The 14,041-nt window shown below is 52.1% G+C and carries 16 protein-coding genes; 9 read left to right on the top strand and 7 right to left on the bottom strand.

The genetic code is table 11. From position 1 onward, the window contains the following. Positions 1–151: 151 nt before the first annotated feature. The gene (locus tag ACWAU4_RS19580; protein WP_208125166.1) at positions 152–1,174 is read right to left on the bottom strand and encodes a formimidoylglutamase; all 1,023 of its coding nucleotides are present in this window, start codon (positions 1,172–1,174) and stop codon (positions 152–154) included. Positions 1,175–1,282: 108 nt separating this feature from the next. Beyond that, complete coding sequence (gene rraA / locus ACWAU4_RS19575; RefSeq protein WP_025011574.1) at positions 1,283–1,768, bottom strand: ribonuclease E activity regulator RraA; 486 nt, start codon at positions 1,766–1,768, stop codon at positions 1,283–1,285. A gap of 334 nt (positions 1,769–2,102) precedes the next feature. On the opposite strand from rraA, the gene ACWAU4_RS19570 reads away from it, so the two are divergent. From ACWAU4_RS19570 to ACWAU4_RS19560, 3 genes are all read left to right on the top strand, one after another. Then, positions 2,103–2,345 carry a YgjV family protein gene (locus ACWAU4_RS19570; RefSeq protein WP_028781361.1) on the top strand — a complete coding sequence of 81 codons (243 nt, stop codon included), beginning with the start codon at positions 2,103–2,105 and terminating at the stop codon, positions 2,343–2,345. A 121-nt stretch (positions 2,346–2,466) separates the two neighbouring features. Continuing rightward, on the top strand, positions 2,467–2,979 hold the full coding sequence (locus ACWAU4_RS19565) for a phosphatase PAP2 family protein (protein ID WP_025888251.1): 513 nt from the start codon (positions 2,467–2,469) through the stop codon (positions 2,977–2,979). A 9-nt stretch (positions 2,980–2,988) separates the two neighbouring features. Continuing rightward, entirely contained in the window at positions 2,989–4,083 is a 1,095-nt protein-coding gene (locus ACWAU4_RS19560; protein ID WP_144131702.1) for an MJ1255/VC2487 family glycosyltransferase, read from the top strand. A 43-nt stretch (positions 4,084–4,126) separates the two neighbouring features. Here the strand turns inward: ACWAU4_RS19560 and ACWAU4_RS19555 are convergent, their stop codons facing one another. The 4 genes from ACWAU4_RS19555 to ACWAU4_RS19540 form a co-directional block, all read right to left on the bottom strand. Next, positions 4,127–4,507 (bottom strand): gamma-butyrobetaine hydroxylase family protein, encoded by a 381-nt coding sequence (locus ACWAU4_RS19555; RefSeq protein WP_025011577.1) that lies wholly within the window; start codon positions 4,505–4,507, stop codon positions 4,127–4,129. A 156-nt stretch (positions 4,508–4,663) separates the two neighbouring features. Further along, positions 4,664–5,362 carry an NAD(P)H-flavin reductase gene (gene fre, locus ACWAU4_RS19550; RefSeq protein WP_208125165.1) on the bottom strand — a complete coding sequence of 233 codons (699 nt, stop codon included), beginning with the start codon at positions 5,360–5,362 and terminating at the stop codon, positions 4,664–4,666. 65 nt (positions 5,363–5,427) lie between these two features. After that, the gene (gene ubiD, locus ACWAU4_RS19545; RefSeq protein WP_071475666.1) at positions 5,428–6,909 is read right to left on the bottom strand and encodes a 4-hydroxy-3-polyprenylbenzoate decarboxylase; all 1,482 of its coding nucleotides are present in this window, start codon (positions 6,907–6,909) and stop codon (positions 5,428–5,430) included. Further along, complete coding sequence (locus ACWAU4_RS19540; RefSeq protein WP_260849183.1) at positions 6,906–7,040, bottom strand: hypothetical protein; 135 nt, start codon at positions 7,038–7,040, stop codon at positions 6,906–6,908. The genes ubiD and ACWAU4_RS19540 overlap by 4 nt, the downstream gene beginning before the upstream one ends. An 85-nt stretch (positions 7,041–7,125) precedes the next feature. On the opposite strand from ACWAU4_RS19540, the gene ACWAU4_RS19535 reads away from it, so the two are divergent. The 3 genes from ACWAU4_RS19535 (at position 7,126) to ACWAU4_RS19525 (ending at position 8,812) form a co-directional block, all read left to right on the top strand. Then, entirely contained in the window at positions 7,126–7,623 is a 498-nt protein-coding gene (locus tag ACWAU4_RS19535) for a hypothetical protein (protein ID WP_208125164.1), read from the top strand. Further along, the gene (locus ACWAU4_RS19530; protein WP_101058381.1) at positions 7,620–8,282 is read left to right on the top strand and encodes an SDR family NAD(P)-dependent oxidoreductase; all 663 of its coding nucleotides are present in this window, start codon (positions 7,620–7,622) and stop codon (positions 8,280–8,282) included. Before ACWAU4_RS19535 ends, ACWAU4_RS19530 begins: the two co-directional genes overlap by 4 nt. 137 nt (positions 8,283–8,419) lie before the next feature. Next, entirely contained in the window at positions 8,420–8,812 is a 393-nt protein-coding gene (locus ACWAU4_RS19525; RefSeq protein ID WP_157824609.1) for a thermonuclease family protein, read from the top strand. Positions 8,813–8,939: 127 nt separating this feature from the next. On the opposite strand, the gene ACWAU4_RS19520 is transcribed toward ACWAU4_RS19525, so the two are convergent. Further along, entirely contained in the window at positions 8,940–9,515 is a 576-nt protein-coding gene (locus tag ACWAU4_RS19520) for an imm11 family protein (protein ID WP_454290358.1), read from the bottom strand. A 480-nt stretch (positions 9,516–9,995) separates the two neighbouring features. Here ACWAU4_RS19520 and ACWAU4_RS19515 point away from each other — a divergent pair, with 480 nt between their 5' ends. The 3 genes from ACWAU4_RS19515 to csrD all read left to right on the top strand — a co-directional run bounded on the left by ACWAU4_RS19515 (position 9,996) and on the right by csrD (position 13,826). Further along, positions 9,996–10,298, top strand: coding sequence for a hypothetical protein (locus ACWAU4_RS19515; protein ID WP_101058383.1), 303 nt, complete (start codon positions 9,996–9,998; stop codon positions 10,296–10,298). A gap of 175 nt (positions 10,299–10,473) precedes the next feature. After that, positions 10,474–11,721, top strand: a complete 1,248-nt coding sequence (locus ACWAU4_RS19510) for a malic enzyme-like NAD(P)-binding protein (RefSeq protein ID WP_025011583.1) — start codon at positions 10,474–10,476, stop codon at positions 11,719–11,721. A gap of 191 nt (positions 11,722–11,912) precedes the next feature. Further along, complete coding sequence (gene csrD, locus ACWAU4_RS19505) at positions 11,913–13,826, top strand: RNase E specificity factor CsrD (protein WP_101058384.1); 1,914 nt, start codon at positions 11,913–11,915, stop codon at positions 13,824–13,826. Positions 13,827–14,041 lie beyond the last annotated feature (215 nt).

The following is a 14,041-nucleotide window of genomic DNA, read 5'->3' as shown; positions in this document are numbered from 1 at the left end:
CAGACTGCGCATTAGACCACAATATCCGCCGGGGGTGAATAGCCCCAGCCGCCATAGTATTCCCTATTGCGGCTGAACTTCGCTAAGCCGTCCTGCCTATTTGAGCACGGGCAAGCTTGGCGGTGCTAAAGCGAAAAGAGTGTGGCAGTGTTCAGACCTGTTTGGCCTGTAGATAGGCGTAAATCAGTTCGGCAAGGCACTGACCGACGGCCTTGTAGCCGGCGGCTAAACCTGCGTCGTGGCATGCCGGGGCGCCTTCGGCCAGATGCAGATAAACACTTGGGGTGTGGCGCGCCATATGGCTGACGTAATGTGCCGCATCCAACAACGGAATACCGGCAACGGTTGAGGCACTGGATGGCATCTGGGTTATGGCATCCAGATCCAGCTCTATGGCGACCGGTAGACCTGTATGACGCAGCTGGCGGGCAATGTCGCTCAGTGCCTGTTCTAAACTCAGCTCACGGCGTACCCAAATCTGTTGCAGGCTGTGCCAACTGCCTCCAAATGCCGTAAGTTGTTCCAGATTGGCTTCACTGTTTTTCAGTTCATGCAGCCCGAGCACGTGATAATGCCCTAGGGCGCCGTTGGCCGCGGCATAACTGAAACCATTGCCACTGTGGCGGCCTTCACGCAACCTGAAGTCTGAATGAGGATCCAGATTGACCGCCGCCAGCGGCTTGGATAATGCCGCCCGGGCGGCGCTGAGTAAGCCAAAGGCGTTGTTGTGGCCACCGCCGATGACGATGGGCTCAAGCCCGGCGGCAAAAACCGGAGTCAGGGCTTCGATGACCTGCTGATCCAGAGACTCCACCTCTTGTCTGAGTTGCTGACAATCATTGGCAGCATTGGCAACCGGGGTGATTTCCCCCAGCAGCAGGCATTCTTCACCACTTAAAAAGCGGTTGGACTGCAGATTAAGCAGCGCCGGCAACATGGCGGCAAAGGCCTGGTTGGCACCGCCTTGCCCTAGATTAGCCCTGGGCCCAAGGTCCTCCTTGATTCCGATAATGGCAAAACGGGCGCCTGCGGCTTTGGCCTGGGTCAGCGCATCCATATAGCTTGCCGCGCCTGGCAGCAGGCGCACTTTCTGACCCAGACGGGTTTCACCTTCTCTGGGGCTGAAAGATTGAGCCAGCTTGGCTTGCGTGGTGGGGGAGAGCGGCAGTTCCATAGAATATCCCTTTCTCTGACGGGGCAAGAATAGCCTCTATTCTGGCCGAGGCTGAGCAAAAGGCAACAAAAAAGCCGGCAGAGGCCGGCTTTTGTGCAGAGGTCGTTATCAGTCGATATCCAAAGGCTCGGGAGAAAGAATCACCCCAGTGTTATCGGCATAGATATGATCCCCCGGCAGGAAGGTGACGCCACCGAAGTTCACCGGAATGTCCACTTCACCAATGGCATTACCATCGGCACCAACAGGAATGGAGGCCAAAGCCTGGATACCTATATCCAGCTCTTCGAGGGCATCGACATCGCGCACGCTACCGTAAACGATAATGCCTTCCCAGTTGTTGTTGACCGCAACCTCGGCAATCGAGGCATCGATCAGCGCCCGGCGCAGAGAACCACCACCGTCTACCAGCAGAACCTTTCCTTCGCCATCGTCCTGCAATACATCGAGAATGAGGCCGTTGTCTTCGAAACACTTGATGGTGCTAATGGAGCCGCCAAATGAACTACAGCCACCGTAGTTGCTGAACATGGGCTCGACGACATCGACAACATCCAGGTACATGTCACAAAGTTCTGAGGTGTTGTATTCCATATTTACACTCCTGTTGAACCGCAGGGTCTGACAAGACCGCGGGATAACGCACTAAGTGCCAGTATATAAGGGATTCTTGAAAAGAAAAGTGTTATCAATCACGGTATTGCTGGATTTTCTCTCCGTTAACATTTGCGTGGTAATATTTCGTAACTCCTGTCTATATATGCAGCGTTTTTTGATGCAGCTCATTAAATAACGTATTTTTATTACAACTCTGTTGTGACTTTTGTTAGCATTGGCACCATTCAAACTTACTTAACTTTAACCTGCTTTAGGGGCATGGATCCCCCGTCAGGCTTATGGACGGCAGAGGGCCTTAATGAGGTGCCTTATGGAAGCTCTTAACACAGTTGAAATCGTTGGCTATTTTGCCTCCATCATGGTGGCTATTTCACTGATGATGAAGGACATTATCTGGCTGCGTTGGATCAACTTTACCGGTTGTACCCTGTTTGTGATTTACGGTGCAGCTATTTCTGCCTGGCCGGTAGCGGGGATGAACGCCTTTGTGGCTTGTATCAACATCTATCATTTGATCAAAATCTATCGTGGCCGGGCTACTGTCACTGCCTGATGTCATAAAAGCTTAGGGCAGGTGTCACCTGTCCGTCACACCCCTTGACTAGGCTCTTTACTGCTACACAGATTGGAGCCCTTGACCCGGCTCCTTACTGTCCACAGAAGGAGCCTCAGCCATGTTTACCTACCTTGCTGAACTCGATCTTCGAACCTTTCGCGCGCTGACACAATTTGGCCGCAAACATGATCTGGAAGCCAGCGCCCTCAAGTTTTCTGCATCGGGTAATGGTCCGCTTTACCTGTGTCTGGCGCTGCTTATGTTGCTGGAGCAGGATGGACAGCGCTTCTTCGCTTTGTTGCTGTTGGCGTATGCCGTGGAATTGCCTTTGTACCTGTTACTCAAAAATGCCATTCGCCGTAAACGCCCATGTCATCAGGTTCTGGTGGGCTTCAGGGCCAGCTTTGAGCCCTCTGACAAATTCAGTCTGCCGTCCGGCCATACGGCGGGTGCCTTCGTGTTCGCCAGTGCGGTATGGCAAATTTACCCGCAGCTGGCAGTGCCGGCATTTATCTGGGCTGGCCTGGTTGGGGTTTCCAGAGTGTTTCTCGGTGTTCACTACCCTCTCGATATCTTGGCCGGTGCCCTTTTGGGCAGCAGTGCCACTCTCATAGCAGTAGTTTGGATATAAGGACTATCAATGCGGATACTTTACGGCGTTCAGGGCACAGGGAATGGCCATTTGAGTCGCGCCAGAGTAGTAGCCAAATCCTTGGCAAAGCACGATATTCAGGTTGATTATTTCTTCAGTGGTCGCCAGCCGGAGCAGTTTTTTGATATGCAGGCCTTCGGCGATTACCGGGTCTGTTCCGGGCTGACCTTTGTGACTCAAAAGGGACGGGTCAGCATCCCCAAGACACTGATGCACAATTCCGCCGTTGAGCTTTGGCGAGACATTCGCGAGTTGGATCTCAGTGGCTATGATCTCTTGCTCAATGACTTTGAGCCGGTTTCGGCCTGGGCCGCCAGGCGTCAGGGGGTGCCCAGCATAGGCATTAGTCATCAGGCTTCCCTCAAATACCCTGTGCCCAAAGTAGGAAACTCCTGGTTCAACGACTGGTTGCTGGAAAACTTCGCTCCCGTGGATCAGGCATTGGGGTGTCACTGGCATCACTTTGGCTACCCAATATTGCCGCCCTTTGTCGATGTCAGCCGCTGCGCCGTGGAACATTCACACGATATTTTGGTGTATCTGCCGTTTGAGAGCCCACAAGCTATTGCCGAATTATTGCACCCTTTCCATGACTACCGTTTTATGGTGTATCACAGCCAGGCGGCGCCAGTTGCTTTACCTGAGCATATTCTGTGGCATGGTTTTGATCGTGAAGGCTTCAAGGCCGATCTCGCCAGTTGCGGTGGGGTGATAGCCAATGCCGGATTTGAACTGGCCAGTGAAGCCCTGACCCTGGGTAAAAAGCTCTTGGTTAAACCCTTGCTTGGGCAGTTTGAACAGCTGTCGAATGTGGCCGCCCTGGAGCTGCTGGCAGCGGCCGACAGCATGATGACGCTGGAGCCGCAAACGGTGAAACGTTGGCTCAAACGGGGTAGCCCTGAGCCGATTAACTACCCGGATGTGGGCGACCTGCTGGTGCCTTGGCTGTTGGCCGGCAATTGGCAGGACAGCCAATCGCTGTGCCGGGAGCTATGGCAGCAGGTGACATTACCCGACACCTGGTTTTCCAAGCAGGATGCCAGGGCGCTCAGCGGGCTGCCTTTGGGCTCGCTGATCCGCTAGCAAAGGTACGAATAACTCCTCGTGGAATTTGTTCGCACCTTCCTCAGTTATATTTGATATTCATGCTGATCAGGGCTTCACGGCTGCCCTTTTCGGCACGCAGCCGAGCCAGATATTGTTCCCAGAGTTCGGTGTGTTGGGTGCAGAGCTGGTGCAGTATCTGCCAGGAATAGAGGCCGGTATCATGGCCGTCGTCGAAGACCAGCTTCACTGCATAATTGCCGACCGGCTCAATGGCGCTGATGTTGACCTCTTTTTTGTGAGTCACCAGCTTGGGGTTGCCATGGCCGTGTACTTCGGCCGATGGAGAGTGAACCCGCAGAAATTCGCAGCTCAGTTGATACTGACTGCCATCATCGAAGCCTATCTCGAGCAGTTTGGATTTACGCTTCAGTTTCAGTGATGTGACTTGAGGATGACTCATGGGAACTCCATTGTGTCCGGGGTTTCTGTGTATCTGTTTATTCTATGTCAGAGCGCTGGGACTGTGCACCCCGGTGGATGAGAGCTGACACACATTAATGGTGGCAAAAAATAGCGGCCGCTGGCAGCGGCCATTATTGGATAATGATGAAGACAGTTATTTGATAAAGGCGAAGGCATCGCCGTAGAGGTGGGCTTCATCCAGTCCCATCTCGCGGAACAGCTCCCGCGCGGCACCGACCATGTCGAAACGACCGGCAATATAGATGTCATAGCCCACCAGGCTGACAAAGTCCGAGCGTATCTGCGCCAGCAGATTGGCCTGTTTCCCTTGCCAGTAGGCCTCGGCCTGTTCTACTACCGGCACGAAGTGCAACCAAGGGTGCGCTTGATGCCACTCTCTGGCGATGGCTTCGTAGTACATGGCTTCAGGATTGCGGCAGCCCCAATAGAGCAGGGTTTCAACCTTTTGCCCCAGGGCGATTTGCTGCTCTACCAGGCTCTTGATATAGGAGAAGCCTGTACCACCGGCAACCAGCAGTCTGGGCCTGATACTCTGGTGTCTGAGGAAGGCTTCGCCGCCCGGAGCTTCGATATCGATATGGCTGTTATTTCTCAGCCGCTCGACCACTTGCATGGGATAGCTCTCGCTGACGGCTGCGCCTATGTGAAGTTCTATGAGTTCGCTGCCGGGAGCCGAAGCTATGGAGAAGGGACGCTTGTCTTTCTCACCCATTACCACACACAGGTATTGACCGGCCTTGAACTCCAGCGGTTTTTCGGGGCGCAGCAATACTTGGTACACAGCGTCATTGAATGGGGCAACTTTCTCTATCTTACAGCGGATGCTATTCATCGAACTTCCTTTTTACCTCTCTGTTGAAGGCTTATTTTAATAATGGCTAAAGCAGTTATTGCGGATTATAGGGTAGCTTGGTCTTCTATGCCCAACTGCTCCCAAATCTCGTCCACTCGCTGTTTAACCTCTTGGTCCATCACTATTGGGGTGCCCCATTCGCGGTTGGTCTCACCTTCCCACTTATTGGTGGCATCCAGGCCCATCTTGGATCCCAGTCCCGCCACGGGTGACGCGAAATCCAGATAGTCAATGGGTGTGTTGTCTATCATCACAGTGTCGCGGCTGGGATCCATCCGAGTGGTTATGGCCCAGATAACGTCCTGCCAATCGCGGCAATTCACGTCTTCATCGACTATGACAATAAACTTGGTATACATAAACTGACGCAGGAAAGACCAGGCTCCCATCATCACCCGCTTGGCATGGCCGGGATATTGTTTGCGGATGGAGATCACCGCCATCCGGTAGGAACAACCCTCCGGTGGCAGGTAAAAGTCGACGATTTCCGGATACTGCTTGCGCAGGATAGGAACAAAGACTTCATTGAGCGCTACCCCGAGCATGGCCGGTTCATCCGGTGGCCTTCCTGTGTAGGTGCTGTGGTAGATGGCGTCTTTTCTGTGACTGACATGAGTCACGGTAAACACAGGGAAACTGTCAGTTTCATTGTAATAACCTGTGTGATCACCGTAGGGGCCTTCCACCGCCATCTCCTCGGGATCGATATAACCTTCGAGAATGATCTCACTGGTGGCCGGTACTTCCAGATCGCAACTCAAGGCCTTGACCACTTCGGTACGCTCACCGCGCAGCAGCCCGGCAAAAGCATATTCGCTCATGGCATCGGGCACTGGCGTGACGGCGCCGAGAATGGTGACAGGATCGCTGCCCAGAGCCACTACCACAGGATATTTTTCACCTGGGTGCTGCTGTTTAAAGTCGGCAAAGTCCAACGCGCCGCCTCTGTGTGACAACCAGCGCATGATCAGCTTGTTCTTGCCCAGCAGTTGCTGGCGGTAGATCCCCAGATTCTGGCGTTTTTGTCTCGGCCCTTTGGTGATGGTCAAACCCCAGGTCACCAGCGGTGCAACATCGCCGGGCCAGCAGTGCTGAATGGGCAGGGCGGTCAGGTCAACCTGATCGCCTTGCAACACCACCTCTTGGCAAGGGGCGTTACGCACTGTCTTGGGTGGCATGTTCAGCGCTTGTTTGAACATGGGGATCTTGGCTATGGCATCCTTGAAGCCCCTGGGGGGCTCGGGCTCCTTGAGAAACGCCAGCAGTTCGCCCACGTCCCGCAGCGCCATGGGATCATCCTTGCCCAGGGCCATGGCGACCCGCTTCGGAGTACCGAAGAGGTTCACCAGCACGGGCATCTGTTTGCCCTTGGGATTTTCAAACAACAGGGCCGGGCCACCGGCACGCAGCACCCGATCGGCTATTTCGGTCATTTCAAGATAAGGATCAACCGGATAGCTGATACGCTTGAGCTCACCCTGACTCTCGAGGTGATCGATAAAACTGCGTAAATCCTTAAAACTCATGTGGAAATAGCCTCGCTGCCGAATGCATTAATGGCGCGCACTATAGCATTAATCCCGGCAGCGGTTAACTGTTGTAGCATGGGGGAGCAGAGACAAACAGGCGCCCCTTGGCTGAATGCACGCTGAGTCATCTTTATTTCTCCTGCGATTCACTGATGAATCCGGGCGCCAGCCGTAGTAGCATGAAAGCTGCGGGCCTTGAAGCCTGGAGGCTATATGAAACGAGCATTTTTCCTGAGTCTGATACTGATGAGTTTGCCACAGGTGGCTGCTGCCTGGGATAACTCCCATGCCGAGCGCCCCTATCAGGGGGATATTCACAGAGAAGATGACAACCGCCGGCATAACCATGGCTCACGAATTCATTGGGGCCTGTATTGGGGCGTTAACAATCCCTGGCGCTACGACCCGTGGAATCGTTGGCAGTGGGATGATCCTTGGTACAGAGATCGCTGGCAGCGCCCCTATGTATATCGCAGGCAACCCAAGCCGGAGCCTGTGGTGGTGGCGCCACCGCAGCGAGTAACGACTCACTTCGAAACCTTGGCCGACACAGGGAGTCGCGCCAGCCTACCGGCCAACGCCAGGGTGATACAACAAGGTAGTCGCACCTTGTATCAATGGCAGGGCAAAACCTATCAATTTGACTGGCAAAGCCAAACCTATCGGCCTCTGCCACAGTCCCCATCTGAAGTCGGAGAACAAAGCAAATGAAATTGATCACCGGGGCCAGCAGTGGCTTGGGGGCAGCGCTGGCGAGGCGTTATCATGCTGAAGGAGCGTCCTTACTGTTAACCGGCCGCAGCGAACAGAGGTTGCAACAACTGGCGGCAGAGTTGCCCGGTGTCAGTTGCCAAGCCACAGATTTAACCAATCCGCAAGCGATTGAGGCTCTGCTCGATACCTTGGGCGAGGCCCCCGAAATGCTGCTGCACTGTGCCGGCAGTGGCCGCTTCGGTAACCTGGAAACTCAGTCACCGGTCGAGATAAAGACCCTTATCGACAATAATCTGCTGTCTACTCTGTTGCTGCTCAGAGCCATGTTGGCCCGTTGGCGGCAAGAGAGCATGACACTGGTGATTGTCATGTCTACCGCGGCGCTGCAACCCAAGGCCGGAGAGAGCAGTTACTGCGCGGTAAAATGGGCTATCAGAGGCATGCTGGAATCCTTACGCTTGGAACTCAAGGGCAGCAATATAAAGCTGATAGCCGTCTACCCCGGTGGAATGGCAACCGGGTTCTGGCCCAGTAGCGGTAAATTGGTGGATACGTCGAGCTTTATGACTGCCGATGAAGCCGCAGCCATGCTTAGTAAGGCCTTGCAAAGTTGTGCCCACGGTTATGTTTCGGATATCACCTTGACCCGGGGCTAGGGGGCAGCGTTAAGAGTTAAAAAAGGATTTTGACAGTGATTCCACTCAGCCAAGAAGCAATTACAGCCAAGGGAGGCGCCATGATATCTCAATGGCACAGTACTAACTCAGGATCTGGCTTTGGGCGTCATTCATGCATGATTATATGTCTGTTGCTGCTGGGCAGTTTGCTGTCTTTGGGATTGGCGCAGGCCAGCACCAGCGGCAATCAGTGTATTCCCTATACTGCCAGCGAAAAGGTTACACTCGCCTATATCAATGATGGCGATACCCTCACACTCAAAGATGGCCGCCTGATACGCTTGATAGGTGTCAATGCCCCCGAGATAGATCATCAATATCCCAGTCTCTCTCAGCGCTACAGTCTGGAGGCCAGGGCCTTTGTCACCTCTAAGCTCAAAGCGGGGGATGAACTGGCGCTGATGTCTGGCCCAACCAAGCTGGATCCCTATGGTCGCACTCTGGCCTATGTCTTTACTCCGGATGGTTTATTGTTGCCGCAGCCCCTGTTGCAGAAGGGCTTGTTATGAGCAGAAGCTATTTGGAAAAGTCTTTACATGCACCTAACCGTCCAACACCATGCCGAGCGGCTGGCTCAAGGTCTTTGCTGAAAAGGAAAATGTAGGGGTAAACGATATTCCATATCTTTATTACCCCTTAAATATCCACAGCAAGATCATCTGTATGAACTTTCTCCATTCTTAAATCCTTAAAGGAAGAATCACAATTCAGTATGTTGAATACTTCTTCACAGAAGAACATTGCAGTTTCAGCTCCTTTAACTCTAAAAACAACTCTTTTATTAAAAGGTGTGTTTTTTAGTTTTTCTTCTGATATGTATAAGTCATGGATGATTAAATCTCCATTGTAAGGAGATACTTCTATATCAGACTCTTCCTCATCAATAACATCAATGACATTATTAATTGCCAACAAATAACGCTCACTAACCTCAGAGTTTTTTAGCGTTAATTTAGATGGATAGAACTCTACACCATAAGGATCAAAACTCATTATAATCTCCGCTAGATCTTTACTTATTGAAAGATCTCCACTATCAATAATGTGTCCAATTTTTGAAGTGTCAGCACTTTCCTGATCCTGCCATACAATTGGTCTCAATGAAGATGTAGGTTTAAATTCATCAGTACTATAGAGAAGTACTCTATTATCAATGCACGTAAAACTCGTCGTTGATGTAAAATAGTTTTCGGTTATTAAAGAGAAATACATAATATGCTCCTTGAAAGTTTTTCATCTCTATTTGGTTTTTTGTAGATTTCGTTAAGTGGATATTGATACTTTTCTTTTCCACTTTAAAAACCGCTTTTACTCGTTCATCGGACCGTGTCTCATCCCAATATTTAAAATGTACCCCAACAGTTACATAACTTGTTGTTTTACACTGTAGGTAGCTGTCCCCCCATGGGAAAATTCACAGGTTTAAATGCCCTGAACCCATGATTTTCAACCCAATCCAGCCAGTTCATGTGGGAGCCGATGATTTTGTGTGCAGCTGCATATGTCGCCAGATGTAGCGTACGCTAAAACCGCGGTTTCACTTTATCATATTTACGCATCTTCCATTCATCTTCGCCGTAAACTTTCAGTCTTGTGACACCTTCCCCGCTTACTGGTGTAGTTGTACATCCGTTTTGGGAATGCTTTGCCAAGTTGGAGCAGCAAGCACGAACTCAGAGTACAGGTTTGTGGGTGTTTGACGACTATGCGCCCAAAGCGGTTTCGGCTATCGGCCAGCAGGATTTAAATCAGTATCGGCTGGTCAGAGGTGTGGTGACAGATTTTGAAAGAAAGGGACAGTATTTGTGGCTTATTCTGGATAATAACTTCTATGTCGGCATACCTCAGGCCGGATCTGGTAATTTTAGCAACCTTTTAGCGCTGAACTCGCTTAAAAGAGCCGTTATAGTGCGGGGTAAGTTGTATTTTTCCTACAAAAAATGGCAGATAATCGCCACTCATCCATCACAGATAAGTTTAGAAAATCCCCCTTAGAAGCAAAATGCCTGACTTAAGCGGAAAATTTCTATCTCACTGTTTTAAAACAATGCCTTTTCGCGTATCTTTAGCGCCTTGTGATTTGAGTCACTGTAGAGGGAGTTCTGCAGTGATCCAGACCTGTGTTTGTACGGTTTTTACTTAATATCATTCCGCATTTCAGGATTTAAAAATGACAGATTTCCGTCAAAAAGCGCTCGATTACCATGAGTTCCCCGTTCCAGGCAAAACCGCAGTGACGCTGACCAAGCCCGCCGAGACCAGTATGGATTTGGCGCTGGCGTACAGCCCGGGGGTGGCAGAGCCGGTACGTGAAATCGCTTCCAATCCTGCCAATGCGTACAGATACACCAACAAGGGCAACACGGTTGCCGTGATTTCCAACGGTACCGCCATTCTGGGTCTGGGTAACCTTGGTCCCTTGCCATCCAAGCCGGTAATGGAAGGAAAGGCTTTGCTGTTCAAGCACTTTGCCAATATCGACGCCACAGATATCGAAGTAAAACACCGCACAGCTGAAGAGTTTATTCATACAGTCGAAGCGATTGCCGACACCTTTGGTGGTATCAACCTGGAAGACATCAAGGCGCCTGAGTGCTTTGAAATCGAGCGTGAGCTGATCGAGCGCTGCCAGGTTCCTGTGTTTCACGACGACCAGCACGGTACGGCAATCGTTACTGCCGCCGGGATGATCAATGCCCTCGAGATCCAGGGCAAGAAACTGGAAGAGGCTGTGTTTGTCTGTATGGGCGCAGGCGCAGCGGCCATCGCCTGTATGAGCATGCTGGTCAAGTGTGGAGCCCAGCGTGAAAACGTCTACATGCTGGATAGAAAGGGCGTTATCCATACCCGTCGTGAAGATCTCAACGAGTACAAGGCGCTGTTTGCCAACAACACAGACAAGCGCACGCTGCAGGATGTGATCAAGGGGGCCGACGTGTTCCTGGGGCTGTCTGGCCCTGATGTTCTCGGCGCCGAGGAAGTGGCTATGATGGCCGAGAAGCCGGTGATCTTCGCTTGCTCCAACCCGGATCCCGAGATCAAGCCTGAACTGGCTCATGAGATACGTAGCGATTTGATCATGGGAACCGGTCGCAGCGACTATCCCAACCAGGTCAACAATGTGCTCTGTTTCCCGTTCATCTTCCGCGGCGCTTTGGATGTGCGTGCCAGCCGCATTAATGATGAGATGAAGATAGCCGCGGTTTATGCCATTGCTGAACTGGCCAAGGAGCCTGTGCCAGCATCTGTGTTGGCGGCTTACCCCAATGTCAGCGAGCTGAGTTTCGGCCCGCAATATGTGCTGCCCAAGCCTATGGACCCAAGACTGTTGCCCAAAGTCGCCAAGGCTGTGGCGCAAGCAGCCATAGACTCTCAGGTTGCTCAGATAGACACACTGCCGCAATACCCGGAAGTCTGATAGCAGCTTTACTCCCAAGGGGCCTTGTTTGGCCCCTTTGTTGTTTCTGCAAGGCAAACGGGGCATTTGCCGTGCTATGCAGCTTGTCGGTTGCCTTTTGCGTATGGCTGCTGAATAATCAACAGACTGAGTTCCCGCAGTGAGGCGGCTCAATACTTAGAAGAATAAGAAGACTGGCAGGATCGCCCTCGATGAAACTCACCCGAATTCTCACAAAAAAACTCACCAGTTTTTGGCTCTTGTCGCTGACGACAGTGGCGTTTGTGTTTCTGCTCTGTGCCATGATGAGTTTCCTGCAGCTGACCTACAAGTTCCAGCAACAGAAGGTCATGGAGCTGGAAACCATGCTGACCAACCAGTACCAACCCAGCAGCAATTGGGAACTGGAGTCCTGGCTGCCTCCCATGTTGATTGCCTACAACGCCGCCAGCTTTAAGCTCTGGCATTACGACAAGTTATTGTTTGAATATAAAGGCAATATAGGCACAGAAAACCTGGTGCGTTATCAGTCACAGCTGAAGAACAACCCGGGTATCCGCATGGAGCTGGAACTGCCGCAGCCGTTTTCCCAGCACAGGCCAGGTTGGTACGAAGTCTTGATCATTCTGGTCGGCGTGGGTGCCGTGCTGGCGTTTGTCCGTTTCGGCTATCTCTGGTATTCGCGGCAACTGGAGGGGATTGAAGAGCTGGCACAGCGCAGCCGTTTAATCCTCTTGGGTGAGCATGAAAAAGCGCTGGCGATGCCGGGCAAGGGTAAGCCCAGATTGATTAACCGCGCCCTCAGTCGCTTGCTGGAAGAGCTGGCCGATGCCCAGAAAGAGCGGGCCAGATTTGACAAGTTTATCCGCAGCAATACTTTCCTGGATCCCGACACCCGTATAGGTAACCGCCTGTTTCTCAAGAATCGCCTCGATGCCCTGAGCAATGAACAGGGCATGATAGCCCATGGGGTGCTCTATCTGTTGGAGCTGGAGGACCTGGATCTGCTGCAGCAACAGCTGGGAGACAGCCTGACGCTGGAGCTGCTAAGACAAAACGTCAACGGCATCAGCCAGATACTGCAGTCTCAGCCCAACAGTTTCTTTGCCCGCCGCTCCCATAACCAGTTTGCAATAGTGGTGACCCAGATTTCCCTGGCGGAGGCAGATCAACTGGCGATCCGACTGTTGAAAGTCTGCCAAAGCCAAGTGTTGCCCAAGCTGGACAACGCCGACAACTTCTATCATCTCGGCGGGGCTTACTTCAAGGTGGGCGATGGTCAGCAACAGTTGCTGGAAGAGGCTGAAATGGCCCTGAGAGCGGCTCAGCTGCAGGGGATCAATACCTGGTTTATGTATGACAAGGGCGCGGTGGATCAGGAGTTTGCCAAGGGCTCGGTGCGCTGGCGCAGCTTTCTGGAAATGGCCTTGGTCAACAAGCGTTTTCTCGCTTATACCCAGCCAGTGATGGATTGTGACGGCAAACTGCACCATAGAGAGGTGTTCACCCGGGCCAGAGATCCCGAGGGCAATCTGGTGCGGGCGACCCTGTTTCTGCCTATGGCGGTTAAATGTGGGCTGATGCCGCAAATTGAGCGCCAGACTCTGGAAAGAGTCTTGTTTGAGTTGCTGCCGAGTGAGCCGGACAAGAAGGTTTGTTTCAGCATCAACCTGAGCCTGGATTCGCTGATGAGTCGCGCCTTTATCCGTTGGCTGCGTACCACCTTGCTGGAATACCGGGATCTGACTGGCAGGTTGATCTTCGAGGTCAGTGAGGATATCGCGGCGCCCAATCAGGAGAAGATAGCCTCCAGGCTGCAGATGATCCGCAAAATGGGCGCGCGCCTGTGTGTCGATCATGTGGGGCAGCAGGTGATCAGCACCCAGTATATTCAGGACACGGGGTTCGAGCTGATTAAACTGCACAGATCCATAGTGCGGCAGATCCATTTACGGCCCGAAAATCAGCTGTTTGTTCGCAGCCTGATAGGTGGACTCTACCGCACCGAAGTACAGGTTTGTGCCGAAGGCGTGGAGCTGTTCGAAGAGTGGCAGACTTTGAGAATACTCGGGGTCAGCGCCGCTCAGGGCAGCTGGTTCAGCGAGCCTATGCCGGCCAGCGCCTGAGCAAGAGTACAAGCCTTGTCTTCGTTCGACTTGTTTATCAGCATGGGTGAGCCTATCTTTAGAGCAGTTCTCAGTTTGAGAATATTTGCCTATAAAATGAAGTGATTAGTGTTTAGAATGGATACGCCAAAATATTGACTTAACTTTTTAAGGTTGCAGCAAGTTGTTAACCTTAAGGCCGAGGTCAGGCCAACCACTTTCACAGGGACTCAGGG

The organism is Shewanella sp. FeAMO (genome assembly GCF_053653955.1).
Note: the sequence above shows the minus strand (reverse complement) of the source record. Positions and strands in the feature narration are given on the sequence as shown.

Excerpts from the sequence above, each read along its gene's own strand:
- ACWAU4_RS19580 (WP_208125166.1), bottom strand. The coding sequence starts at position 1,174 with ATGGAACTGCCGCTCTCCCCCACCACGCAAGCCAAGCTGGCTCAATCT.
- rraA (WP_025011574.1), bottom strand. The coding sequence starts at position 1,768 with ATGGAATACAACACCTCAGAACTTTGTGACATGTACCTGGATGTTGTC.
- ACWAU4_RS19570 (WP_028781361.1), top strand. The coding sequence starts at position 2,103 with ATGGAAGCTCTTAACACAGTTGAAATCGTTGGCTATTTTGCCTCCATC.
- ACWAU4_RS19565 (WP_025888251.1), top strand. The coding sequence starts at position 2,467 with ATGTTTACCTACCTTGCTGAACTCGATCTTCGAACCTTTCGCGCGCTG.
- ACWAU4_RS19560 (WP_144131702.1), top strand. The coding sequence starts at position 2,989 with ATGCGGATACTTTACGGCGTTCAGGGCACAGGGAATGGCCATTTGAGT.
- ACWAU4_RS19555 (WP_025011577.1), bottom strand. The coding sequence starts at position 4,507 with ATGAGTCATCCTCAAGTCACATCACTGAAACTGAAGCGTAAATCCAAA.
- fre (WP_208125165.1), bottom strand. The coding sequence starts at position 5,362 with ATGAATAGCATCCGCTGTAAGATAGAGAAAGTTGCCCCATTCAATGAC.
- ubiD (WP_071475666.1), bottom strand. The coding sequence starts at position 6,909 with ATGAGTTTTAAGGATTTACGCAGTTTTATCGATCACCTCGAGAGTCAG.
- ACWAU4_RS19540 (WP_260849183.1), bottom strand. The coding sequence starts at position 7,040 with ATGACTCAGCGTGCATTCAGCCAAGGGGCGCCTGTTTGTCTCTGCTCC.
- ACWAU4_RS19535 (WP_208125164.1), top strand. The coding sequence starts at position 7,126 with ATGAAACGAGCATTTTTCCTGAGTCTGATACTGATGAGTTTGCCACAG.
- ACWAU4_RS19530 (WP_101058381.1), top strand. The coding sequence starts at position 7,620 with ATGAAATTGATCACCGGGGCCAGCAGTGGCTTGGGGGCAGCGCTGGCG.
- ACWAU4_RS19525 (WP_157824609.1), top strand. The coding sequence starts at position 8,420 with ATGATTATATGTCTGTTGCTGCTGGGCAGTTTGCTGTCTTTGGGATTG.
- ACWAU4_RS19520 (WP_454290358.1), bottom strand. The coding sequence starts at position 9,515 with ATGTATTTCTCTTTAATAACCGAAAACTATTTTACATCAACGACGAGT.
- ACWAU4_RS19510 (WP_025011583.1), top strand. The coding sequence starts at position 10,474 with ATGACAGATTTCCGTCAAAAAGCGCTCGATTACCATGAGTTCCCCGTT.
- csrD (WP_101058384.1), top strand. The coding sequence starts at position 11,913 with ATGAAACTCACCCGAATTCTCACAAAAAAACTCACCAGTTTTTGGCTC.